General features: G+C 70.5%; 19 protein-coding genes and 3 pseudogenes. 15 read left to right on the top strand and 7 right to left on the bottom strand.

Annotated elements, in window-relative coordinates:
* Nucleotides 1-41 precede the first annotated feature (41 nt).
* The 4 genes and pseudogenes from ACZ607_RS20835 to ACZ607_RS20820 all read left to right on the top strand — a co-directional run bounded on the left by ACZ607_RS20835 (nt 42) and on the right by ACZ607_RS20820 (nt 2,523).
* On the top strand, nt 42-644 hold the full coding sequence (locus tag ACZ607_RS20835; RefSeq protein ID WP_469736575.1) for a TetR/AcrR family transcriptional regulator: 603 nt from the start codon (nt 42-44) through the stop codon (nt 642-644).
* A gap of 42 nt (nt 645-686) precedes the next feature.
* Nucleotides 687-1,015 (top strand): annotated as a pseudogene (locus ACZ607_RS20830) (transposase); the annotation flags it as partial.
* Nucleotides 1,016-1,061: 46 nt separating this feature from the next.
* Entirely contained in the window at nt 1,062-1,619 is a 558-nt protein-coding gene (locus tag ACZ607_RS20825; RefSeq protein WP_469736574.1) for a hypothetical protein, read from the top strand.
* 43 nt (nt 1,620-1,662) lie between these two features.
* Nucleotides 1,663-2,523 (top strand): MOSC domain-containing protein, encoded by an 861-nt coding sequence (locus ACZ607_RS20820; RefSeq protein WP_469736572.1) that lies wholly within the window; start codon nt 1,663-1,665, stop codon nt 2,521-2,523.
* A 237-nt stretch (nt 2,524-2,760) separates the two neighbouring features.
* Here the strand turns inward: ACZ607_RS20820 and ACZ607_RS20815 are convergent, their stop codons facing one another.
* Nucleotides 2,761-4,119 carry an MFS transporter gene (locus ACZ607_RS20815; RefSeq protein WP_469736570.1) on the bottom strand — a complete coding sequence of 453 codons (1,359 nt, stop codon included), beginning with the start codon at nt 4,117-4,119 and terminating at the stop codon, nt 2,761-2,763.
* A gap of 107 nt (nt 4,120-4,226) precedes the next feature.
* On the opposite strand from ACZ607_RS20815, the gene ACZ607_RS20810 reads away from it, so the two are divergent.
* The 7 genes from ACZ607_RS20810 (at nt 4,227) to ACZ607_RS20780 (ending at nt 11,139) form a co-directional block, all read left to right on the top strand.
* On the top strand, nt 4,227-4,712 hold the full coding sequence (locus ACZ607_RS20810) for a MarR family winged helix-turn-helix transcriptional regulator (protein ID WP_469736568.1): 486 nt from the start codon (nt 4,227-4,229) through the stop codon (nt 4,710-4,712).
* Between the two features lie 62 nt (nt 4,713-4,774).
* Complete coding sequence (locus ACZ607_RS20805) at nt 4,775-5,746, top strand: hydroxymethylglutaryl-CoA lyase (RefSeq protein WP_469736566.1); 972 nt, start codon at nt 4,775-4,777, stop codon at nt 5,744-5,746.
* Nucleotides 5,743-6,513, top strand: coding sequence for an enoyl-CoA hydratase/isomerase family protein (locus ACZ607_RS20800; protein WP_469736564.1), 771 nt, complete (start codon nt 5,743-5,745; stop codon nt 6,511-6,513). Before ACZ607_RS20805 ends, ACZ607_RS20800 begins: the two co-directional genes overlap by 4 nt.
* On the top strand, nt 6,510-7,715 hold the full coding sequence (locus ACZ607_RS20795) for a CaiB/BaiF CoA transferase family protein (RefSeq protein ID WP_469736562.1): 1,206 nt from the start codon (nt 6,510-6,512) through the stop codon (nt 7,713-7,715). Before ACZ607_RS20800 ends, ACZ607_RS20795 begins: the two co-directional genes overlap by 4 nt.
* Complete coding sequence (locus ACZ607_RS20790) at nt 7,716-8,528, top strand: enoyl-CoA hydratase/isomerase family protein (RefSeq protein WP_469736560.1); 813 nt, start codon at nt 7,716-7,718, stop codon at nt 8,526-8,528. It abuts the gene before it with no gap.
* Nucleotides 8,525-10,147: an AMP-binding protein gene (locus ACZ607_RS20785; RefSeq protein ID WP_469736558.1), complete on the top strand. Its 1,623-nt coding sequence runs from the start codon at nt 8,525-8,527 to the stop codon at nt 10,145-10,147. Before ACZ607_RS20790 ends, ACZ607_RS20785 begins: the two co-directional genes overlap by 4 nt.
* Nucleotides 10,144-11,139 (top strand): NAD(P)H-dependent flavin oxidoreductase, encoded by a 996-nt coding sequence (locus tag ACZ607_RS20780; protein WP_469736556.1) that lies wholly within the window; start codon nt 10,144-10,146, stop codon nt 11,137-11,139. The genes ACZ607_RS20785 and ACZ607_RS20780 overlap by 4 nt, the downstream gene beginning before the upstream one ends.
* Nucleotides 11,140-11,252: 113 nt before the next feature.
* Here the strand turns inward: ACZ607_RS20780 and ACZ607_RS20775 are convergent, their stop codons facing one another.
* The 5 genes from ACZ607_RS20775 to ACZ607_RS20755 form a co-directional block, all read right to left on the bottom strand.
* A complete protein-coding gene (locus ACZ607_RS20775; protein ID WP_469736554.1) occupies nt 11,253-11,933 on the bottom strand; it encodes an HAD family hydrolase in 681 nt (226 codons plus the stop codon).
* Nucleotides 11,934-12,238: 305 nt separating this feature from the next.
* Complete coding sequence (locus tag ACZ607_RS20770; RefSeq protein WP_469736552.1) at nt 12,239-13,435, bottom strand: alpha-lytic protease prodomain-containing protein; 1,197 nt, start codon at nt 13,433-13,435, stop codon at nt 12,239-12,241.
* Between the two features lie 728 nt (nt 13,436-14,163).
* Nucleotides 14,164-17,010 (bottom strand): helix-turn-helix transcriptional regulator, encoded by a 2,847-nt coding sequence (locus ACZ607_RS20765; RefSeq protein ID WP_469736550.1) that lies wholly within the window; start codon nt 17,008-17,010, stop codon nt 14,164-14,166.
* Between the two features lie 616 nt (nt 17,011-17,626).
* Nucleotides 17,627-18,922 carry an MFS transporter gene (locus tag ACZ607_RS20760; RefSeq protein WP_469736549.1) on the bottom strand — a complete coding sequence of 432 codons (1,296 nt, stop codon included), beginning with the start codon at nt 18,920-18,922 and terminating at the stop codon, nt 17,627-17,629.
* Complete coding sequence (locus tag ACZ607_RS20755) at nt 18,919-19,455, bottom strand: ArsR/SmtB family transcription factor (protein WP_469736548.1); 537 nt, start codon at nt 19,453-19,455, stop codon at nt 18,919-18,921. Before ACZ607_RS20755 ends, ACZ607_RS20760 begins: the two co-directional genes overlap by 4 nt.
* A gap of 252 nt (nt 19,456-19,707) precedes the next feature.
* On the opposite strand from ACZ607_RS20755, the pseudogene ACZ607_RS20750 reads away from it, so the two are divergent.
* From ACZ607_RS20750 to ACZ607_RS20740, 3 genes and pseudogenes are all read left to right on the top strand, one after another.
* Nucleotides 19,708-19,879, top strand: a pseudogene (locus tag ACZ607_RS20750) (Tn3 family transposase); the annotation flags it as partial.
* Between the two features lie 2 nt (nt 19,880-19,881).
* Nucleotides 19,882-19,971 (top strand): annotated as a pseudogene (locus ACZ607_RS20745) (YbhB/YbcL family Raf kinase inhibitor-like protein); the annotation flags it as partial.
* Between the two features lie 70 nt (nt 19,972-20,041).
* On the top strand, nt 20,042-20,866 hold the full coding sequence (locus ACZ607_RS20740; RefSeq protein WP_469736547.1) for an SCO6745 family protein: 825 nt from the start codon (nt 20,042-20,044) through the stop codon (nt 20,864-20,866).
* 171 nt (nt 20,867-21,037) lie between these two features.
* Here the strand turns inward: ACZ607_RS20740 and ACZ607_RS20735 are convergent, their stop codons facing one another.
* On the bottom strand, nt 21,038-21,967 hold the full coding sequence (locus ACZ607_RS20735; RefSeq protein WP_469736546.1) for an ADP-ribosylglycohydrolase family protein: 930 nt from the start codon (nt 21,965-21,967) through the stop codon (nt 21,038-21,040).
* A gap of 83 nt (nt 21,968-22,050) precedes the next feature.
* Between ACZ607_RS20735 and ACZ607_RS20730 the strand changes: the two genes are divergently transcribed.
* A complete protein-coding gene (locus tag ACZ607_RS20730; protein WP_469736545.1) occupies nt 22,051-22,671 on the top strand; it encodes a LysE family translocator in 621 nt (206 codons plus the stop codon).
* Nucleotides 22,672-22,705: the final 34 nt, after the last annotated feature.

Here is a 22,705-nt window from a genome sequence, read left to right as displayed (position 1 = left end):
CATGATTTGTATAGTTCGATTCTGGCTCGTACGCTCGCTGTATGAGCAGTCCAGATGCCGGCCACCCGCCGTCGACAGTCGCCGACAAAGTCGTCGACACTGATCGCCGTACCCTGGTTCTAGCATCCGCCATGGTCACGTTCGCGCGCTTCGGTTACCGGAAGACCTCGATGGAGGAAGTGGCGCGGGCGGCGGGCATCTCCCGGCCCGGGCTCTACTTTCTCTTCTCCTCGAAGGAGGCCCTGTTCCGGGCCGCGGTAACTCAGGCCCTGGAGCGGGACATCAGAGCGGTCCAACACGTCCTGGCCGAGACCGACCGCCCCCTTCCAGAGCGCCTCGTCGAAGCGTTCGACCAGTGGGCGGGCCGCTACATCGGCCCGCTGACGCGCGACGTCGCGACGGTCATCGAGGACAACCCCGATCTCCTCGGAGAGATCGTCGCAACCATGCCGCGACGGTTCGAGGAATTGGTCACGGACGCAATCACCATCCAGTCAGGACCTGACACAGCACCCCTCGTCGCGCAGACGATGATCAGCGCATCGATCGGCCTCAAGCATCAAACCGCATCTAGGGAGTTCTACCTCGACCGGCTGCGAGTCGCCATCGATCTCCTGGTGCTCCGAGAACTCCCAACGAAATGATCCCCGAGGTGGTTCGATCACTCCGGGAGGGCTGATCCGGGGATGCTGGTTGCTCGGCCGAAGCCGTGGGAAGTTGACGACGAGCTGTGGGTAGCGATCAAGCTGCTGTTGCCCGAGATTGAGCGTCGGACCCCGGCATCCGGGGCGCAAGCGGCAAACGAACGGAGCTGGTGTTCCTGGGCGTCCTGCTTACCGGTGTCTCCTGGGAACACCTGCCGCAGGAACTCGGCTTCGGCTCGGGCATGACCTGCCGGCGCCGCCTGGCCGAGGGGACCGAGGCCGGCGTGTGGCCTCAGCTGCAGCGGCTGGATCCTGATCTCAGGGCTGTGGTCGTCGTCTCCGTGCTCCCCCGTGCGGTGGAGGCGGATCATCATGCAGGGTGACGTGCCGGGCCAGACCGTGCGGGAGATTCGCATCATGACGACGACGGATCCCGCCCCGCCCGCATCCCGCGTGCTGCCGCCCCCGCCGCCCCCGCGCTGGGCCGTACGTGCCGGCCGTGTCGCGGCCTGGTCGACTGTCCCGTCCGGGGTGTGGCGCGTCGCGCTCGTGGTGGGGGCGGCGGTCGGGGTGATGGAGCAAGAAGAATTCCTCGCCGCCTTCCCGCACAACTCCCCTCTGCTCGGCCTGGCTTACGTACTGCTGATCGGTGCGGTCGCGGAAGCCGCCTCGTATCTCACGCTGGGCCTGGTACGGCCTCGGGGGAAAGTGGTGCCGCGCTGGATTCCGTATTTCGGAGGCCGCCCGGTCGACCGCCGGATCGCGGTCCTCGTCGCCTCGTTGGGAGCTTTCGCGGTCACCTGCTTGTGGTGGCTCTTCTCACTCGGAGGACTACTGACCTCCCCCGGTCCGGATCCCGGCATCTCCGCCGGCGAAGTCCTCTTCGCCGCGGCCTACGCTCCACTCCTGCTGTGGGGACCGCTCCTGGCAGCGGTGACCTGGTCCTACCACCGACGGCACAAGGCTCGTACGTGATGGTGATCGAATGCAGGGATGTAACTCAAAGGGGCGGCAGCGCATGGCCAACGTGGTGAATCTGATCTGCTATCCCGTCAAGGGATGCGCGGGCACATCGATGAGCGATGCGCTCCTGACGCCGGCGGGTCTCGCGCACGACCGCAGCTTCATGGTCATCAGCGGGGACGGGATCTTCCGCACGCAGCGCCGGCATCCTCGCCTCGCACTGATCCGGCCGGCCGTCAGCGCCGACGGCGCCCGGCTCACACTCGAGTCGGGCGACGACACGGCCCGTTACGGCACGGTGAGCCTCGATGTGACGACGTCCGCGCCACGCCGTGACGTCGATCTGTTCGGGACCGCCTTTCAGGGGATCGACCAGGGTGACGACGCCGCCGCCTGGCTCTCGGGCGTCCTCGGCACCTCCAGCCGTCTGGTCCGTGTGCCGCCGGAACATGATCGGATCGCCGATGGCCTGACCCCTGGACCGTCCGGCTATGCCGACAGCAGTGCCGTACACCTGCTGTCCCGTGCCTCCCTCGACCTCCTCAACCGGCGGATGGCCGAGCGAGGCGCCCCACCCCTGTCGATGAACCGCTTCCGGCCGAACATCGTCGTCGACGGCCACGAAGGCAGCGGCGACTGGGCCGGCGTGCCGCACGCCGAGGACCGCCTACGTCGCCTCACCATCGGTGGTGCCGAGTTGGGCTACGCCAAACTCGCGGTGCGATGTGCCGTCACTCTGGTTGCGCAGGAAGTCGGAGCGCGGCAGGGAGTGGAGCCCTTGCGTACGCTCGCCGGTTACCGGCGGGCGGCGAGCGGGGGCGTCGTGTTCGGCGCGAAGTACTCGGTGATGACGCCGGGGACGGTGTCGGTCGGTGACGAGGTGGCCGTCGAGGAGTGGGACGACGCCGAACTGTGAGGGTAGTTGGTGCGATGGCATCAGGCACCGCCAACAGGTCGGACCACTGCCGCTGGTTCGTCTTACCCGCCTACCTGTCTGCCTGCCTGGTTTCGTCCCGCAGACGGACCCGGGGCTCCGCAGGGCCGGGTCCTTGTTGGGCCGCATGGTCATCGCGGCTCCGTCCCTCCTGTACGAAGCATTCCGGCGGGGTCGAGCTGACCATGGCCGTATGCGCGCCCCCGTGCCTTCGGAACATCAGGACGGGCGCTGTTCCCGCAGGTCCTTCGCCTTGACGCCGACCAGCAGCAGGACGACTGCGAGCAGCACGATTCCGGCGCTGATCTGCAGACCGAGTGACAGGCTGCCGGTGCGTTCCTGGATGAACCCGAGCAGGGACGGTGAAGCGGCTGCCGCGAAGGATCCCATCGAGGTGACGAGGGCGATCCCGGTGGCTGCCGCGCGTTCACCGAGGTAGATGGAGGGGATGGAGTAGAAGACGGTGAGGCCGGAGTAGTGAGCGGCGGCCAGGACCGCGAGAAGGACCACGACGAGGACGACGTCGTCGCCGGCCACCGAGATCGCCACCATGGCGAGCGCGGCGACGGTCCAGCTGAGGGCCGCGTGCCAGCGGCGTTCGAGGGTGCGGTCGGAGTGCCGTCCGACGACCAGCATCACGACGATGCCGAGCAGGGGTGGCAGGGCGGAGAAGAGCCCCAGGTCGAGGACGTCACCGACGCCCGCGTCGGCGATGATTCGCGGTGTCCAGAACGAGACGGCGTTGGCGAGCGTGTAGGCGCCGCAGGCACAGAGGCCGATGATCCACACTTTGGGGTCCCGCAGCGCGAGCAGCAGCCCTCCGTGGCCCTTTCCGGTCGTCGGCTCGTCCTTCTTGCGCTGCTGGTCCGCGTCGAGGTCCGCCCGTACGGCTGACCGTTGGGCGGGAGTCAGCCAGCGTGCCTGTTCCGGGTCGTCGACGAGCCAGAACAGGACGGCGCCGGCCAGCAGGATGGGTGGGATTCCCTCGATGATGAACAGCCACTGCCAGTCGGCGATGCCTGTGCCGCCGTCGAAGGCCTTCATGATGCTGCCCGACATGAGTGAGCCGAGGACACCGGATATGGGGACGCCGGCGAAGAACACGGCGGTCATGCGCGTACGTCGCGCGGAGGGGAACCAGCGCGAGAGGAAGTACAGGGCTCCGGGGAAGAAGCCGGCCTCGGCGACGCCGAGGAGGAACCTGGCTGTGTAGAAGGTGATCTCGTTGTGGACGAGTGAGGTGCCGACGGTGACGACGCCCCAGGACACCATGATGCGGACAAGCGTCCTACGGGCGCCGAGGCGGGCCAGCAGGGCGCTGCTGGGGACCTCGAAGAGGATGAAGCCGACGAAGAACAGGGTGACGCCCAAGCCGTAGACGGCGGAGCCGAAACCGAGGTCGCGTTCAAGTCCCTGTTGGGCTATTCCGATGTTGGTGCGGTCCACGAAGCTGACGATGTAGCAGATGACCAGGAGCGGCATGACGCGCCAGGCGATGGTGCGGTAGGTCGCGGTGCGGTCGACTCCGGAGGTGTCGACTGCGTGCTGCGGTTGGATGGAGGTCGAGGGGTCGGCCACGACGTACGACTCCTTTGTCGAGGTATGTCGCCGAGAGCGGCGGGCAGGGCGAGTTTCCGCCGCCCGAGTTGATAAAGTCAACACCTCGACGGAGATAGCATGCCCCCATGGTGAAACGTGACGACGGCCAAGACCTTGCGCCGATCTCCGAGCTGCTGTCCTACCGGCTCACGCGGACCTCGTCGGCCCTGTCACGCAGCGCGGCACTCCGATACCGTCGCGAGTTCGACGTGAGCCTCGGCGAGTGGCGGTCCCTCGCGCTCATCGCGGCCGATCCGACGCTGACGCTCAACCGGCTGGCCCGACGGGCCGGCCTGGACAAGGCCCAGATGAGCCGTGTCGTGCGGGGCCTCGTGGAACGCGGCCTGGTGACTCGCACCGAGAGCACGGGCCGCAGTCGCCAGCTGGCCCTGACCGACTCCGGGATCGAGGTGTACCGGGGACTCATCCGTGCCGCGAACGAACGGGACGCGGCCTTCGCCGCGGCCCTCTCCGAGGACGAGGCCCTCGCCCTGGGCCGCGCCCTGGAGAAGCTGGCCGAGCTGGCGCTGTCCCTGGAGCGACAGGAACGGGAGCACCTCGACGACAACTGACTGTTGACTTTATCAACAGCGGGCGGGTAAGTGTTGTCGAGTCATCCCAAGGAGGTGGCTCGATGACCGACACGGTCACCGTCTGCGAATGCTTTGCCCGGGACGGGCTGCAGCACGAACCCACGTTCGTGCCTACCGCTACCAAGATCGATCTGCTGGAGACCTTTGCCTCTGCTGGCTTCCGCCGCATCGAGGCGACCAGTTACAGCCATCCGAAGTGGGTGCCCGCCTTCGCCGATGCCAGTGAGGTGCTGGGCGGTGTCACCCGCAGACCCGGGGTGGCGTTCAAGGCGACGTGCCCCAACCCACGCGCTGTCGAGCGGGCCCTGGCGGACCTCGACCGCGGTGTGGGGGCCGAGGAGCTGAGCCTGCTGGTGTCGGCCAGTGAGAGCCACACGGAGAAGAACCTGCGCACCACCCGGGCTCGACAGTGGCAGCGCGTCGAGGAGATGGTCGCCTCGGCGAACGGCCGGTTCCGGCTGGTGGGCGTGGTGTCCGTGGCCTTCGGCTGTCCCTTCGAGGGGCACGTCGACCCGGGACGCGTCGCCGAGGACGTCGCCCGGTTCGTCGACCTGGGCGCGGACGCCGTCACGCTAGGAGACACCACGGGCGTCGCCACTCCCCCGACCGTCACCGCCCTCTTCAGGCGTCTGGAGCGGGCGCACCCCGGCCTCGCGCTCATCTCGCACTTCCACAACACGCGTGGGACAGCTGTCGCGAACGCGGTAGCCGCTCTGGAGGCCGGCTGCCGCCACTTCGACAGTGCCATCGGAGGTGTCGGTGGCCACCCTTCGAAGATCGGCTACGGGGCGGGCCTGACCGGAAACGTCTGCACCGAGGACCTGGTGAGCCTGTTCGGCGCGATGGGGGTGGAGACCGGCATCGACCTGGACGCGCTCGCCTCCGCCTCCCGGGCCTGCGAGGAGGCTCTGGGCCGTCCGTTGCACAGCATGGTGGCCCGCGCCGGATTCCACCGCTCCGCCGCCGTCGTACGCCCCCTCCCCCACCGTTCGAGCGAGGAGAACCTTCCGTGACCGTCACGACCAGTGGGCAGCCGGCCGATGCGGGCGCCACCGCCACCGACGTACTGCTCGTCGAGGACCGCGGCCCCGTCCGCGTCCTCACGCTCCACCGCCCCGACAGACTGAACGCCCTGGACACGGCCCTCACCCGGGCGCTGAGCACCGCGCTGACCGCGGCCGAGGACGACGGCGGGGTGCGTGCGGTCGTCCTCACCGGCGCCGGCCGCGCCTTCTGCTCGGGCGCCGACCTGTCGGAGTTCTCAGCTCTCACCCCCGACCAGCCGGACGCCGTGCTGGAGCGGGCGGCGCTCACCGCACGTGTACAGACCCAGATGCAGCAGATGGGCACGCCCGTCGTCTCCGCCGTGCGGGGCGCCGCCGTGGGCGGAGGCGCCGGTCTCGCCGTCGGAGCCGATATGACGGTCGTGGCCACGGACCTGAAGTTCGGCTATCCCGAGCTGCGGCACTCCATCGTTCCGGCTCTGGTGGTGACCGGGCTCCAGCGGCACCTGAACCGCAAACTCGCTTTCGAGCTGATCAGCACGGGACGGCTGCTGACCGCCGCCGAGGCTCTGGAACACGGCTTGGCCAACCGCGTCGTGGAGCCGGACCAGGTGCTCGACTCCGCGCTGGAGACGGCGGAGCGGTGGGCCGCCGTGGAACCCCGTGCCCTCCGTGCGGCGAAGGACCTGTTCTACCGTGTGGCGGATCTGCCGACCGAAGCGGCGATGCGGGCGGGCCAGGACGTGAACGCGCTCATGCGGGGGTTCCGCCGGTGACGGACACGACCACGCCCGGCCCGCTCGACGGGGTCACCGTCCTCGACTTCTCCCGGGTCCTCGCGGCCCCCATGGCCACGCAGATCCTCGCCGAACAGGGGGCCACCGTCATCAAGGTGGAGCGGCCCGGTGGCGGCGACGAGACCCGCGGCTTCGAACCCCGCCTGCCGCACGGCGAGAGCGCCTACTTCTTCGCCTTCAACCGCGGCAAGCGCTCGATCACCCTGGATCTGAAGGACCCACGCGGCCAGGAGGTCGCCCGCCGGCTGGCCGCCCGGGCCGACGTACTCGTGGAGAACTTCCTGCCCGGTGCCATGGAGCGGCTGGGGCTGGGATACGAAGAGCTCTCCGCCGACAACCCCGCACTGGTGTACATCTCCGCCACCGGTTTCGGACAGAGCGGTCCCGACCGTCGGCGCAAGGGCTACGACACCGTCTTCCAGGCCCTGTCCGGGGTCATGGCGATGACCGGAGAACCCGAGGGCCCGCCCAGCAAGACGGGAATCCCGGTGGCGGACATGACCTCCGGTCTCTGGGTCGCCATCGCCGCCCTCACCGGCCTGGCCGGCCGGGGTGTCACCGGCCGCGGCCGGCACTTCGACGTCTCCATGATGGACGTCCAGCTGAGTCTGCACGCCCTCAACGCCGCCCGGCTGTTCGCCCTGGACGAGGACCCGGTCCGCACCGGCACCCAGCACCCCGGACGGGTCCCGTCCGCCGCCTTCCGGGCCGCCGACGGCGAGTGGCTGCACATCAGCGGAAGCGACCAGCACTGGGTGCCACTGTGTCGCGTGCTCGGTCTGTCCGGCCTCGGAGCGGACCCGGACCTGCAGCACAACGCCGGACGCGTCGCCCAGCGCGATCGCGTCATGACCGACCTGCGAGCGGCCGTCGCCGGACGGGAACGCGAGCCGCTCCTGAAGGAACTGCGGGCGGCCGACGTCCCGGCCGGGGAGGTCCGCGGGGTCCGTGAGGCGCTGAGCGACCCGCATGCCCGGGCGCGGGGCGTGGTCACCGATTTCCAGCACCCCACGGAGGGCACCTTCAAGGCCCTGCGTACGCCGCTGCGGGAGACCGGTGGCGAGCCGGCGCCGGCCGGGACCCCACCGCTGCTGGGCGCCGACACCGAGTCCGTACTCACCCAGTTCGCCGGGCTCGACGACCACGCGATCGAGGGCCTGCGGGCCGCAGGAGTGATCTAGATGACCGTGTCCACCGAGCCGCCCCTCCCCGACGCGCCCCGGGTGACCTGCGCGGTCACCGACGGCATCGCCCATGTCGAACTGGCCCGCCCGCACGCCCGTAACGCCGTCGACCTGCCGATGTGCGGGGAACTGCGGACCGTCTTCGAGGAGCTCGATGCCGCCGACGACGTCCGCGTGGTGCTCCTGTCCGCCCAGGGACCCGCCTTCTGCGCCGGAGCCGACCTCAAGGAGCGGGACGGCCGGGACAGCGGATGGGTCCGCCGGCGGCGCCTCGCCTCGTTCGCCGCCTACGAGGCGATCGAACAGTGCCGCCATCCGGTGATCGCCCTCGTCCACGGCGCGGTCGTGGGGTCCGGTGGTGAGATCGCCCTGGCCGCCGACTTCGCCGTCGCCGCCGAGAGCACCACTTTCCGCTTCCCCGAGCCGCACTGGGGCACGGTCGGCGCCACCCAGCGCCTGCAACGGGCCATCGGCAAGCGCCGCGCGAAGGAGCTCCTCTTCACGAACCGGCCCATGCCCGCTGCCGAGGCCCTCGATCTGGGTGTCGTCTCCCAGGTCGTACCGGACGACCTGCTGGCACAGACCGGCACGGAGGTGGCGGCCACCATCGCGAAGGCGCCGGCGCTGGCCATCGCGCTGACCAAGCGAGCCGTCGACCTCGGCAGCGAGACCGACCTCGACCGCGGCATCAGGATCGAGATGGCCGCCATCGAGCAGTGCCTGGCGGACGGCGGCTGGCGCGACGGCGTCGACCGGTTCGCCCGCCGCGGCACCGACCACTCCGTGACCACCGATGTGGAGCAGCGATGAATCTCAGGCATGTATGCCCGCTGACGGCCCACGAGGCGCTGGAGCGCGCCGCTCTGCTCGCTCCCGACGTCGAGGCCGTGGTCACCGCCGAGGAGCGGATCACCTATGCCGCGCTCGCTGCGGAGGTCGCCCGGATCCGGGCCGCGCTCTCCGCCGCCGGCATCGGCCGGGGCGACCGTGTCGGGCTGTGCCTGGGCAACGGGCCCCGCTGGGTCGCCCTGTTCGTGGCCCTGGGCTCGGTCGGCGCGGTCACGGTGCCCGTCAACACCCGGTACACCGCCGACGAGGTGGAGCACACCCTCGCACACGCGAAGGTCTCCACCCTGTTCGTCGCCGACCGGGTGCTGCGCGTCGACTTCCTGGCCGTCCTGGACGAACTCGGCCTCGGCAGGGACGGCAGCGCCACCAGTGCCCGTCTGCCGGACCTGCGGCGCGTCGTGGTGTGCGCGGAGGAAGCGCCCGGCTGGGCGATGTCCTGGTCGCAGTTCCTGTCCGAGGCCTCCCCCGGGGAGATCCCTGCCACCGGCGTTCCGGACGACATCCTGCTCGTCCAGTACACCTCCGGCACCACGTCCCGGCCCAAGGGCGTGCTGCTCACCCAGCGCAGCATGTGCGCCGACGCGTTCTTCTCCGGTGCGCGTCTCGGTCTGCGCCCCGGGGACCGCTTCCACAGTGCCCGGCCCTTCTTCCACGTAGCCGGCAGTACGCTCTCCGTCCTGGCGTCCATCCAGCAGGCCGCCACCCTCGTGACGATGCCGAAATTCGAACCGGCCGAGGCGCTGCGTCTCCTGGAGAGCGAGCGGTGCACGCACTTCTCCGGCAACGACACCATCGCCCTGATGCTGCTCAATCACCCCGACAGGGCGCTGCGCACGCTCCATCTGCGCGGCGCGTGGGTCGCGGCCTCGCCCACCGTCATCCGAAGGGTGATCGACGAGTTGGGCGCGGTCGAGTGCGTGGCCGGTTACGGACTGTCCGAAGCCTCACCGAACGTCGCCCAGTCCTGTTGGTGGGAGGAGGACACGGTCCGGGCGTCCGGCGCGATGCTGGTCGAACCCGGCGTCGAGGTCCGCATCCGCGCCGCGGACGGAACGAGGGACTGCGCACCGGACGAGCCCGGCTCCATTCTCGTGCGCGGCTGGAACGTCATGCAGGGCTACCTCGACGCACCCGAGGCGACCGCGGCCGCGATCGACTCCGAGGGCTGGCTGGCCACCGGTGACGTCGGCGTCCTCGACGCCGCCGGACGGCTGCACTTCATGGGCCGTACCAAGGACATCATCCGGGTCGGCGGCGAAAACGTCGCGCCGGCCGACGTGGAGGACACCCTCCACCGTCATCCGTACGTCCGCCAGGCCGTCGTGGTCGGGGTCCCGGACGAACGACTGGTGGAGGTGCCGTTCGCCTTCGTCGTCCTCACCGAAGCGGGCACCAGCGAGGACGATCTGATCGCCTGGGCACGCACCCGGATGGCGGGCTTCAAGGTGCCCCGTCATCTACGCATCGTCGACGGCTTCGAAGGCATCGGTATGACCGCCAGCTCCAAGGTGCAGAAGAACCGGCTCGCCGCCCACGCCCGTACTCTCCTCAGCCGGCAGGACGAGGAGGCCTCGGCGTGACCAGCATCCCCACTCCGGTGACCCGCCTGCTCGGGGTCCGCCTCCCGGTGATCCAGGCGGGCATGTCCTGGGCCTCGTCCAGTTCCGCGCTGCCCGTCGCGGTCAGCCGGGCCGGCGGGCTCGGAGTCGTCGCCGCGGGGCCCATGCGGCTGCGGGACCTCGCCCGGGTGCTCGACGAGACCGCTGACGGCACCGACCATCCCTGGGCGGTCAACCTGCCGCTGTACCGGGCGGGCGCCGACGACGTCATCGACCTGCTCCTCTCCAGGCGCCCACCGGTGCTGATCGCGTCCCAGGGGGGTCCGCGCCGTTACCTGGAGCGTTTCCACGACGTCGGCACCGTCTGCCTCCATGTGGTGGCCGGTGTCGAACACGCCCGGAAGGCGGCCGACGCGGGAGTCGACGGCCTGGTCGTCGTCGGTGCGGAGGCCGGCGGGCACCCGCCGCCCGCCATGGTGACCACACAAGTGCTCGTACGGGCCGTGGTGTCCGCTGTTCCGGAGCTCCCGGTGATCGCCTCCGGCGGCGTGGCGGACGGGGCCGGGCTGGCCGCGATGCTGGCCCTGGGCGCGGGCGCCGCCCAGTTCGGCACCCGCTTCCTCGCCAGCGAGGAGGCCACCGTGCACCCCGATTACAAGACTGCGGTCCTCGCCGCCGGTGTGGAGGACACGCGCACCGTCGGGCGTGGCCTCGGGCTCATCCGCGCCGTCGAAAACGACTTCACCAGGCGCATGCAGGACCTGGAGGAATTGGCCGCCGGACTCGACGTACGACGTGAGGAGTTCCAGGCCGCGAGTCTCAAGGACGCCGCGCTGCACGGCCGGGTGCGCGACGGCAAGGTGGAGGCGGGCCAGTCGGCGGGGCTCGTGGACGCGGTCCTCCCCGCCGCGGACATCGTCACGCGCATCGTCACCGAGTACCGGGCCGCGCTCACCCGCCTGCCCCTGCCCGTCGAGGTATCGCCGGCGGCAGCCTCAGGGGCCGGGCGGTGACCGACGAGCTGCCGCACGGTCCTCGAGGCTGTGGCCGTGTGCCGGACGACGCGTCGTTCCGGGGCGGGTGAGGATTGTTGCGACGGTCGACACCGTTGCACAGCAGTGCTGCTTCAATGCCCGGCCGGCAGCCGATGAGCACCGCCCATGCCTGCGTCGTCCGAACGGGAGCCGCCGGGGACCGAGGGCCTGCCGTCCAGATGAGCGTCGATACGCCTGAACGTCCGGGCGTTGTCCTCGAACAGGTGCGCCCGCATTCCCGCCGCCCGAGCCGCCTCGACGTTGACCGGGGCATCGTCGATGAACAGGCAGCTTTCCGGCCGTACGTCCAAGGCGGCGCATGCGGCCTCGAAGGCGCGCAGGTCAGGCTTCTCGATGCCGAGCTCATGTGAGTAGACGATCTGCTCCACCAGTTCGTCGAAGTGATACAGCGACGCCTCCCGCTCCCGGGCGCCGACGAAGCTGTTGCTCAGGATGCCCAGCCCGCAGGTCCCGTGCAGCCCTCGCACATAGGTGATGAGCTCCTCGTTCGGAGTTCCCAGATACTCCTCCCAGAGATCGCCCATGAAGGCTTCGACCTGCGGCGCGTCGAGACCCAAGCGGGCCGCCACCTGTGCGTTGACCTCGCGCTCGCTGATGCTTCCCACGCTTCCGGCCTGCCATACGTCGCGCATTCGCTCATGGACAGTGCCCGGTGGCAGTCCGAGCCGGTCCTCCCAGCGCCGCACCCATCCCGTTTGCGGCGTGAGCTCCAGCACGCCGCCGATATCGAGCATGACGCAGGTCGCCGTCATCCGAACTCCGTCTCCTCGTGGTGCCTTTGGCGAGCCGGCACAGACCGCCCGCTCATGTGATCGAGAGACAGCGTCTTCTCTCCCTCCCGGGCGAGGTCAAGGGCTCTCCGGAGCTTGTGACAGCTCTGTCGCACCCGCCGTCCCGGCTCGCCGCCGAGCCGCGCGGTCACCGTGGGCGGGGGCTGCGACACGCCGGGCCGCGTCCGGCGCGCAGGGCCTTGGGTCGCTCAAGGCTGTCGAAGGCAGCCGGGGGCCGCTCGTCATGGTTTACGAGCGGCCCCCGGCCGGTCCTGCTACGGATGTGCTCAGTTGGTGTTGAGCGTCAGCCCGTAGTAGCTGAGGGCGTCGTCGAGCGGCTGGAAGTACGAGGAGCCGCGGGAGTTGACGCCGCCGCACTGCTGGTCGATCGGGCCGCCGGAGGTCATTCCCTGGGCCTGGTTGCCGGAGATGTACGCGCCGCCGCTGTCGCCGCCCTCGACGCAGACGGTGGAGGTGGCCAGGCCGGTGATGACCGTGTCGGGGCCGCCGTTGCGGTCGACGTAGGTGACGGTGTTGTTGTAGGAGCCGACCGTGCCGCAGGTCCACCCCGTGGTGGCGCCGGACTTGCAGATCGCGGCGCCGGAAGCGGCGCGACTGCCGCCCTTGACCGCGACCGGGTTGCTGTTGCCCCAGGTGCCGACGCTGGTGGTGATCGTGTGGCCCGAGTTGATGGTCAGGATGCCCATGTCGACGCTGCGGGTGCCGAGCGCGTAGCGGGTCTTGTAGCCCTTGGCGAAGGCCGTCCCGTCGTAGCGCAGGGTGTTCGTGACGCAGTGTCCGGCGGTCACCAGGTACTGGTTGCCCGAGCGGTCACGGGCCCCGTACCCGACGGAACACCACTGGCTGGTGTCGTTGAACGTCATCTTGCTGCCGGGGTAGATCGCGGCCTTGGCCTCGAGCTTCTCCTCGCCCCGCACGATGCGGACGGCTGAGCCGTGCTCGGCGGCCTTGGCGAGGAACGCCTTGCCCGCTGCTCCGCGGTCGTTGTTGACCTTGACGGTCACCTTGTCGGCGGCCAGGTCCACGGACCAGGCGACCACTCCGGAGGGGGCCTTCTTCGCGGCGAGGGCGTCCAGTTCGGCCTTGACCTTGTCGAGTGCGGCCTGGCCGCGGGCGGGCACCCGGGCGTCGAGGCCGGCCTTCTCGATCCTGGCGGCCTCGGTGCTGTCGGCGGCGTTGACGGTCAGCTTGCCGGAGGTGTCGAAGAAGGCCCCGTCGCCGGATATCCCTCTCCTCACGAGCTCGGCGAGCTTGGCCTGCTGGGCGTCCTGCCGGTCCAGACGGTCGACCGCGGCGTCCTCGCTCACACCGAGCGAAGCGGCCAGCGCCCGGACCATTTCGGGCTGGTAGCGGGGGGTGGCGTCCGCGCCCTGTGCCTGTGCCACGGTCTGGGTTCCCAGCGCCGTGGATGCCGACAGCGTGACGGCTACCGCGGCCAGGCGGTACTTACGAGAGTTGCGCACGTTGATTCCTTCCGGGTGACAGACAGGAACCCGATGGGGGGTGGCGCCGGAGTGCAACTGCACCCCGGCCAGGGGTAGTTCCTGTCAGACGGAGGGTCAGCGACCCGCCGTGGACCCGAACTATTGCGCAGTGATTTCTCGAATTTCAAGATGTCGGCCGCAGGAAATTCATTCAACAGAAGTTGTGGCCCTTCCGTTGAACAGAAGGGAGCCCTCGGAGCGTTTCGGAACCCTAGAGGATTCAGGTTCGCCGGTGTATCAGGCGGGTGTTTTTACGGATACGCAGAAAACCGGGACCAGGTGCGGAGTCGCCCGATTTCGTTGCCCGCAGAGGCTTGGATACGTATAGGTAATCGACCGTCCACGGATATTCAGGACCCGAGCCCGTTCCTACATTGATGCGATCCGATGGAAATCGTGCGCAAAGCAGAGAAGAGGAGTCGGCGTGGTGCCCGAAATGTATTTCCAGGTCCATGTCCCGATCCGGAATTCCGTACGGCCCGGGCAGTGCGGACCGCACGTCTTCACCGGCGCTGCCGATACCCGGTGGGCGGCCCTCCGCATCGCGCGCGAGACCTGTGACATGGCGGCGGCAGCGCAGAAGGCAGGCCTTCCGGCACCCGGCCGGCGTCCGGACGGCTGGTCGGCTCGCGGTCTGCGCCCCGGCTGGGTCCTCGACTGGACAGCCGCCACCGTGGACGCCTGGGGGCAGGGCGGAAGGGTCCGGCTCAGCCGCTCTCACTTGACCTGATGCGTCGGCTGCTGCCGGGGGGCGAGAGGGTGCTCCCCGTTTCCGGGCCGCCACCGAGGCGACGGGCGAGATCGCGGCGGGAGAGCGCGCCGGTCTTGCGCATGGCGCGGGCGATGTGCTGCTCCACCGTCCGGGGAGACAGGTGCAGGGTCGCGGCGATCTCCCGGTTGGTCAGGCCGGAGACCGCGAGCTGCGCAACCTCCTCCTCCCGGGGAGACAACTCGTCGGCGTGCGAGGGGCGTCCGGGCGGGCGGTTCTTCCTGGCCGGCTGGCGCGTGCGAAGCAGGGCCCTGGTCCGGGCGGCGTCCCAGACGGCGCCCAGATCGGTGAAGCGCTGAGCGCAGGACTCCAGTTCGGCCACCGCTGCCAGGGCCGGGGCACAGTCGGCCGCCGATTCCTCCGACGCGGTGGGCCCGCCCTCCACGACCGCGCCGGGACCGGTTTCGGCGTACGCCGCGAGTACGCAGCGCCCGGCGCCCTCAGCCGTCACCGCCTGCGTATAGGGGCGGGGCAGCGCCCCGTAGGCGACAGCAGCTTCCCGGTACAGCGCCGCGGCCCGCAGCAGTCCGTCCCGCCCGTCCCCGGCGGGCGCTTCCGCTTCGGCGAGCACGGCCCGGCTCCAGATGAGCGCGGCCCGGGCGGCGGGCGCGTCACCCGGGCCGAGTCCCTGGGCGAAGTCCCGGACCATGGCCCGTGCCGTGACACCGTCGCCTGTGCGCGCCAGAGCTTCCACGGCCCACGGCGCGAGTTCCGCGGCCCACGGCCACACACCCTTCTCGGCCACGATCGACCAGGCGGCACGCGCCTGTCGCGCCGCGGTCTGCGGCTCCTGGCGGGCCAGCGCGAGACGGACCAGGGCACCGGCCGCCGTCGCGGCCAGGGCCACGGGAAGGTCTTCGCTGCCGAACGTCCCCCGCTGGGACAGCCAGGACACCGCCTCCCCCCAGTCGCCCTGGGCCAGGGCGAGCAGGCCGCGGACGATGTAGGCGTCGGAGGCGATGAGCGGCATGTCGGCGGTCGCGGCGACGAAGTCCTCGCACCGCTTGGCCAGGCCCGGCCACTTTCCGGTCCACCATTCCTGGAGCAGTTGTGCCCCCAGCGCGTTGTGCTCGAAGTACGGTGCACCGCTTCGTGCGGACAGCTCCCGCCCCTCTGCGAGCAGGTCGGCCGCCCGCTCGTGCAGGCCGAGCCACACGGCGGCGTCCGCCGCGTTGCACAGGCCGCGTGCCGCCTGCCCGGCGCGGGCGGGGTCGGCGGTGTCCTGGGGCAGCTCGCACACCAGCTCCCACGCGTCAGGTTCGGCGCAGGACGTCGCGAGGGCGATGCGGTTGGCCAGGACCGCCGTCCGCATCGCGTCGTCCCCGCTCGCGTCCGCGGCGGCCAAGGCCTTGATCAACCAACCCCGGTGGACGTCGATGGAGTTGCCCGGCCAGAACGGGCTGGAGAGGGCTCCCATGGCGCGTGCGGCCAGACCCGGACGGACCTCGCGCAGTTCGGCCGCGGCGGTCTCCAGGGCCCGCCAGCCCTCGGGGTACCGGCCCATCTGGTTGCACAGCATCAGGCCCAGATCGAGCCGCAGTTCTCCGCGTACAGCCGCGGGGAGGGACGCGTCCTGCACGATCTGTGCGAGGACCTCGACGGTCTGGTCGGAGCGCAGCCCGGTCACCGCGCTGCGGGCCAACAATGGGGCCAGCCTGGCGCGGACCTGGGGTGGGAGGCCCGGGGTGGCCAGCGTCCGTTCCAGGAGGTTGATGGCTTCCTGGTGCCGGCTGGCGGCCGCCGCCGACTCGGCGGCCTTCTCCACCGCGTTGATCCATCTGCGGCTGTCGCCGGCCGCCCTGTGGTGGTCGGCGACAGCGGCCCAGGGCACGGGCTGCCTGCGGGCCAGCGCCTTCGCCGCCCGACCGTGCAGGTCCTGGCGGACGGGTCCCGGCAGGGAAGCACGCACGGCCGGCGCCGACAGCTGGACGGCGAAGCCGTAGCGGTCTTCACCGAGCTCCGCGAGCGCCGCGCTCTCCAGTGCACGCAGCAGCGCGGTGTTCCCCGGCGCCACTCCGAGCCCCGACACCGCGATCAGTTCGTCGCGGCCCACGGGTCCGTCGAGGACGGCGGCCGCCCAGACAACCGGCCGGTCCTGGGGAGGCAGCGTGTGCGTACGGCCCAGCACCAGCTCCGTCAGCCGGGCCGGAGCGCCGACCGCTTCGACCTCGGCGGCCGTGCCGGCGAACGCCGGCCGCTGCTCGCGCAGTACGGCGAGGACGTCGACGACGACCCGGGGCACGCCACCGGTCCGCTCGTGCAGCCTGCGTACCGCCTCGGCCGAACAGCCTTCACCCAGCGCCTGTACGGCGGCCCGGCGGACGCGTTCCTCGCCCCAGGGCGCCAGCCGGTGCCGGAGCACGGTCATCCCGGACGGGTAAGTCATCGGCGGGGCGCCCAGAGGCAGCCCGGGTACGGGGAGTTCCTCGGGACGGTAGGTCACCGCGGCCCCCGAGCCCGGCGGCAGACCCTCCAGCATCCCGCGCAGCCGCCGGAGTTCGTCCCCGTCCGCCCGGTGGACGTCGTCCACGAGCCACAGGGCCGGTATGTGTTCGTCCTCGTCCTCGTGCTGCGGCCCGCCGTCGGTGCCGCACCGCCACCAGAGCCGGGCCGCGTCCGCCGCCTCGGGCAAGCCGGCCAGTTCCTGGAGCAGGTGGCTCTTTCCCTCGCCGGCGGCGCCTTCGACGAACAGCAGCGCCGGTCCTGCATGCTCGTCGGCGAGGACGCGGGCCAGGGGCCACCCGGCGGAACCACGCGTAGCGATCACGCCGTCATCCTCGCTCATCGCCGCACCGTACCAAGACGATCACATCATCGGACACACACCGGATCGGGCTGTCCACCGCCTCTCCTCGCACGGACCGCCGCATTACCCCTGGCTCGAATCGCCGATGGCGGGCAGCCCGCCTTTGCGAACGGCACGCGCGTACACCCCGGCCATGCGTACACCCCGGCCATTCGACGGGCGTGCGTGCCCGGGCGTGCGTGCCCCGGTGTGCGTGCCCCGATGCGTGCGTGCCCGGGCGTGTGGAAGAGCTCCCGGCGTCGAGGCGTGCCGCGGAGCACGCCCGGCCGACCGCTGGGAACGGCGCGCCGTGCCGTCCGGCTCGGGACAGCCGGGATCGGCGGCGCGGCTCGTTCCACACGCCCGTGCACGTGCGGCCGACCGAGGCTGAGCAGATTCCCCGCAGGTGCTGCGCGGTCCTGCGAGCCCGGTGGGCCGACACCTGAAACTACGCACCGCTCCGCGTCCCTGAACATCCGGAAGCCCGGATCCACGGATACTCAATCAACCTCCGGACAGCGGCCTGTGGGGCCCCGGGCCGCCCGTGCCGTCCAGTAACGAGGGGCAAGAATGCCCGTTTCTTCCTCAGGAAACATCCTTTCCACCACTTCGACCGTCACAACAGCTCGGGTGCCCTCTCCTGCGCGGGTCCCTCGGATGCCGGGTGGTCCGGCCCACCGGTCGGGACGGCGGCACGCAGCGCCGCCTCGACCCGCCGGTTGCTGGTCATGGACGCCGTGACGGCAGTCATCGCCAGGAGGAGGAAGGCGGCGGCGTAGAGCGGGGTGCGGATGTCGTAGGTGGTGGCCAGCCAGCCGCCGAGGAAGGCCCCGACGGGGGCGGCGCACATGGCCAGCATGCGGGAGGTGGAGGCGACCCGGCCCATGAGGGAGGCCGGAACGATCGCCTGCCGGAGGGAGGGCCCGAGCACCATCGTGGCGCCCATGCCGGCCCCGCAGGCGGCGAGCGCGCACCCGGCCACGTACGGGTTCGGGGCGGCGGCAAGGCCCAGGATGGCCAGCCCTTCGACGGCGGCGGTGCAGGTCAGTGCGGCGCCGGTTCCGAGTCGCCGACCGAGGGAGGAGGCGATGCCCGCACCGAGCAGGCCGCCGGTGGCCTCCGCCGTGAGGAGCAGGCCGAAGCCGTAGGTGTCGATGCCGAGGCGGTCGTGCGCGAAGAGGGCGAGGACGGTCTCCACAGCGAGGAAGGCGACGTTCCCGACCGCTGGGCGGAGTGCGAGCCCGAGCAGCAATCGGTCCCGGAAGACGTACGAAGCCCCGGCCCGCGCCTGGCGGAGCAGCGACTCGCGGCCCTCCGGCACGGGCCGGGGCATGGCAGGAAGGGACCGTACGAGCAGTGCGGAGAGCATGAACGACACCGCGTCGGTGAGCAGCGGAACCGCCCGCCCGAGGGCGAGCAGCGCACTGCCCGCGGGCGGCCCGGCGAAGCCGGACATGGCGGTCTGGGCTCCGCGTAAGCGGGAGTTGGCCCGCTCCAGGAGTGCGGGTTCGCGGCCGAGCAGATCGGGCAGGTAGGCCGTGGCGGCGGTGTCGAAGAAGAGTCCGCCGAGGCCGAGCAGGAAGGCGACGGCCGCGAGCAGCGGAATACTCAGCTCGTTGAGCGCGGCCGCTGCCGCCGGTATCGCGAGTAGCACCGCGCGCGCCGTGTCCGTCACCCACATCGTGCGCCGGCGGTCCCAGCGGTCCACCAGGGCGCCGCCGAGCACGCCGAAGAGCAGCCACGGCAGCGTTCCGGCGGCCGTGACGACGGCGAGCGCCATCGGATCCCGCGTCAACGTCAGCGCGAGCAGCGGCAGCGCGGCGTGCGACACCCCGTCACCGAGTGAGGACACCGTCTGCGCGGTCCACAGCCGTCCGAACCCGGTCGGCAACTTCCGAACATCTGGGTTCACTTGGCGCTCCTCTCCGTCTGCTCGTGCGGTGCCGGGTGGAACAGTGCGAAGACGAGTGACGCGTCCGGCAACGACGGATCGGACAGTTCCCGGTACTCGTCGGCCAGTGCCTGCAGCCGCTCCCCCAGCTCCGCGAACTGCTCCTCGGTGAGCCGCAGGTGCGCCATCCGTACGTGCCGATCGTCCACCGGTGACGACTCCAGGTCCGCCACCGCATGGCGCATCAGCACATCCGGCCCTCCCTTGCCCGGATCCGGCAGCTCGATCGATCGTGCGGCCATCGCGTAGTACCGCTCGGTGACACCCCGCACCTTTCGCGTCCGTACCACATTCACCAGGCCGGCCCGCTCCAGCAGCCGCACGTGATAGCTGGAACTCCCCTTCGCGAGGCCCATGCGCTCGGCGATCTGCGTGATCGTCGCGGGTTCGAAGCGGAGCACGGCCATGATCCGGTGGCGCGTGAGATTGGAGACGGCCCGCAGCTGCTCGTCCGTGGTGACGTGAAACGTCTCGGGAAGATCGTCGGTAGGCATACGCGCAATGGTCAACGATTCTTGACCATTGGGCAAGGGGGTTTCACGCGCGGACCTTCGGAATCTGCCGTCCGTCGCGCGAGATCTTCTACCGAAGCGCGCACACGCCCGCTGCCGACGGATCGCCCGGCCTCTTCGGGGCCTTTGGGCATCCAGCGGGTCGCGGTCAGCGGCAAGCAGGGCGAGAGCGAGGCTGTCCCGCGGCGGTACGGTGCGTGTTCATCAGCCGGGCCCAACACCCGTGCTCCGCGCGGCTCCTGGTCCAGCAACCTCATGGCCCAGCGGCACCAGCGCTACCGCGACCCGGGGTGATGATCCACTGGCACGTCGAGAAGAAGTCGCCGTGCGTCCACAGCCGGCTCAAGTCCTGCTCGGCCTCCGAGATCGCCGCAATGATCGAAGGCACGCTGGGCACTGCACGGACCCGACGCCACACCGGCTGTCCTCGGTTTCACCATGGCCGGTCACTCCCTTGGACGCGCGGTGTTGACCGCCACCGCCGAAACACCCGCCTGACAGCGCCACCCGACTCCGCAAACACCACCTCGACGCCCTTCCCGACTCCGCCCGTACAGGCGACGGCCCGATGGACCTGAACGCCGTCCGTGACGTCAGCCGCGCCATCAGCGATGCTCACCTGTTCATATATCTCGTCCCCGAGACCGCAGAGGAGGCCGCCGAGCTCGGCGTGACCGACCGCGGGCCGGCCCATCTGGCCTTCCGGTCGGCCGCGATGGGCGCGGTTCCGTGGCAGGTGGCCCTCGGGGCCTTCTACAACTTCAGCCCGCGGGCGCTGCGGACCATGGCGGGCGTATGGGACGCCGCCCCGCCCGAGCGATGGCAGGCCGCCCGCTTCCTGGCCGCCGGGCGGGCGATGCGGCGCGTCGACGTACATCTCGTCGACGACCACCTTGCCGAGGCACGCTCGTTGATCGACCCCGTCGTCGCCGGTGCCGACCACGCCGGCAAGGTACTGGCCGCCGCGAATGCCTCGGTCGCGCTTCCCCCCGATCCTCTCGTCGCGCTCTGGCAGCAGATCACGGTGGCGCGCGAGTGGCGCGGCGACGCCCCTCTCGTCGTACTCGCCGACAACGGCCTCGGGCCGTGCGACTGTCTCGTCCTGCACACCGCGACGGGCCGCCTCCCCACAGCTCTGGTGCGAGCGACCCGCCGTTGGGACGACGAGGAGTGGAGCGCGGCGACGGCACGCCTCGTCGCGCGCGGCTGGCTCGACCCCAACGGCGTGGTCACCGAGGCCGGCAGTCCGGCACGCGAGCGCATCGAAGTGGAGACGGACGAGCACTGCGCCGCGCTGTGGGCACCGATCGGCAACGTGGGCGCCCGCCGCTTCGCGCCGATCACCAAGGCGTTCACCGCAACAGGGACGTTCCGGACCACTCGCGAAGTGTGACGCCCGGGCCTCCCGGACTCGCGGAACCGGGCTCGGTCCAGCGGCGCCTCTACGGGGAGTTCGTCGCTCGGAATTCGGAATCCGGCCATCTTCGCGCGCACCGAGCAGTGCGTGGCCGCCTCAACTCACCAACTCCCCTCGTCCGTGGGCAGATCACCTGGAGGATGCGGTTCAGCCTCCGAGGCGGTGTGCAAGGTGGAGCAGGTCTGCCAGACGCAGGACCCGTCCGTCGAATCCGGGCAGGGGGACATGAAGGGGCTGGGTCCAGTGGGCGGGGATCGCGTCCAGCCCGTAGTACGCGCCCGCGAGGCCTCCGGTCACTGCGGCCACGGTGTCCGTGTCACCACCGAGGTCGATCGCCGTGCGTATCGCACCCTCGAAGTCAGCGGTGGTCCGTAGGGCCCAGACGGCGGAACCCAGGCAGGGCCAAACGGCGCCGTTGAACTCGGTCGCCTGATCGGGATGCCAGTCCGGCGCCAGGACGGTGGCATAGCGGGCGCGGTGGTCGGGATGGACGAGAGCCAGGATGTCCGGGAGCGCGGCGAGAGGGTCGATGTCCTCGAACGTGACACGGATGAGCTCGTGAAAGATCGCGGTTCCTTCCCAGGCCGCGCGGTCGCCGTGGGTGAGGGCTGCGATGCGGCGGGCCGCGTCCATGGTGGCTTCCTGGCCGGCAGGTGCGAAGTGGACCGCGGAGGTCGATGCCCGCATCAAGGAGCCGTTTCCCGCTGCTCGCTGGTTGACTTGAAAATGGATCGCGGCGGCGAGGTTCCAGGGCATGCCGTTGGTCAGGACATCTTCGGTCTGCAAGCCGATGTCCTTGGGGTCTGATGCCGCCCACCGCTGGAATCGGGCGAAGATGTCCGGCAGATCCAACCGGCCCCGTTCAAGGAGGGACTCCGCGACCAGGACGGCCATCTGGGTGTCGTCGGTCGCCTCGCCGGGGTCCCAGCCACCGCCTCCGCACATCTCGCCTCCGGAGCCGGGGGCGGGGAACCGTGCGGAGAAAACCCCCTGGGGGCCGAACTCGAAGGGGCCGCCCAGGGCGTCTCCCACCGCTGAGCCGACGATCACGCCGGCGGCCCGCTCCATCCGCGTCATTCGCGCAGGTTAGTTGAAGGCTCGTCCATGCGGTCCACGGGCCGAGGCCTCGGCCCCAGCCCGTTGGATGTGAGACTGAGGGCATGTTCCTACAGTTCCTCACCGCCGCCGGGGTACTCGCCGTGCTGACCGTGGTGCCCGGGCCGGACATGGCCGTCGTAACGAAGCGGGCCGTCTCCGCCGGGTGGCGGGACGGCCTGCGGACGGTCGGCGGGATCACAACAGGACTGCTGGTCTGGGGTGTCCTCACGGTGGTGGGTCTTGCCGCAGTTCTGGCCGCCTCCACCACCGTGTACACCCTGGTCAAGCTGGCCGGCGCCATCTATCTGATCTTCCTCGGTGTGCAGGCGCTGGTGCACAGCCGGCGCGGCCAGGCGCAGTCCGCGGACGCCCTGCCAACCGCCCCTGTCGGGAATCCCTGGCGGACCGGCCTGATCAGCAACGTCTTCAACCCCAAGATCGCCGTCTTCTACACCGGCCTGCTTCCTGCGCTGGCTCCGTCCGGGCTGTCGTGGCATGCCGGTATGGCGCTGCTGGTCCTCATCCACGCGATGCTGACCGCTGTCTGGCTCGGCAGCTACGTGATGCTCCTGGCCAAAGCCCGTGCCTTCTTCCAGAAGCCCCGCGTGCGCCGGGCCATGGACCGCACCACGGGTGTCGTACTGATTGGTTTCGGCATCAAGGTCGCCACGGCACAACCCTGACCGTCAGTGCTGCCGAACTCCGGACGCAAGCAGG

It is taken from the genome of Streptomyces sp. NPDC104381 (assembly GCF_055583745.1).
This window is presented reverse-complemented; position numbering and strand designations above follow the sequence as displayed.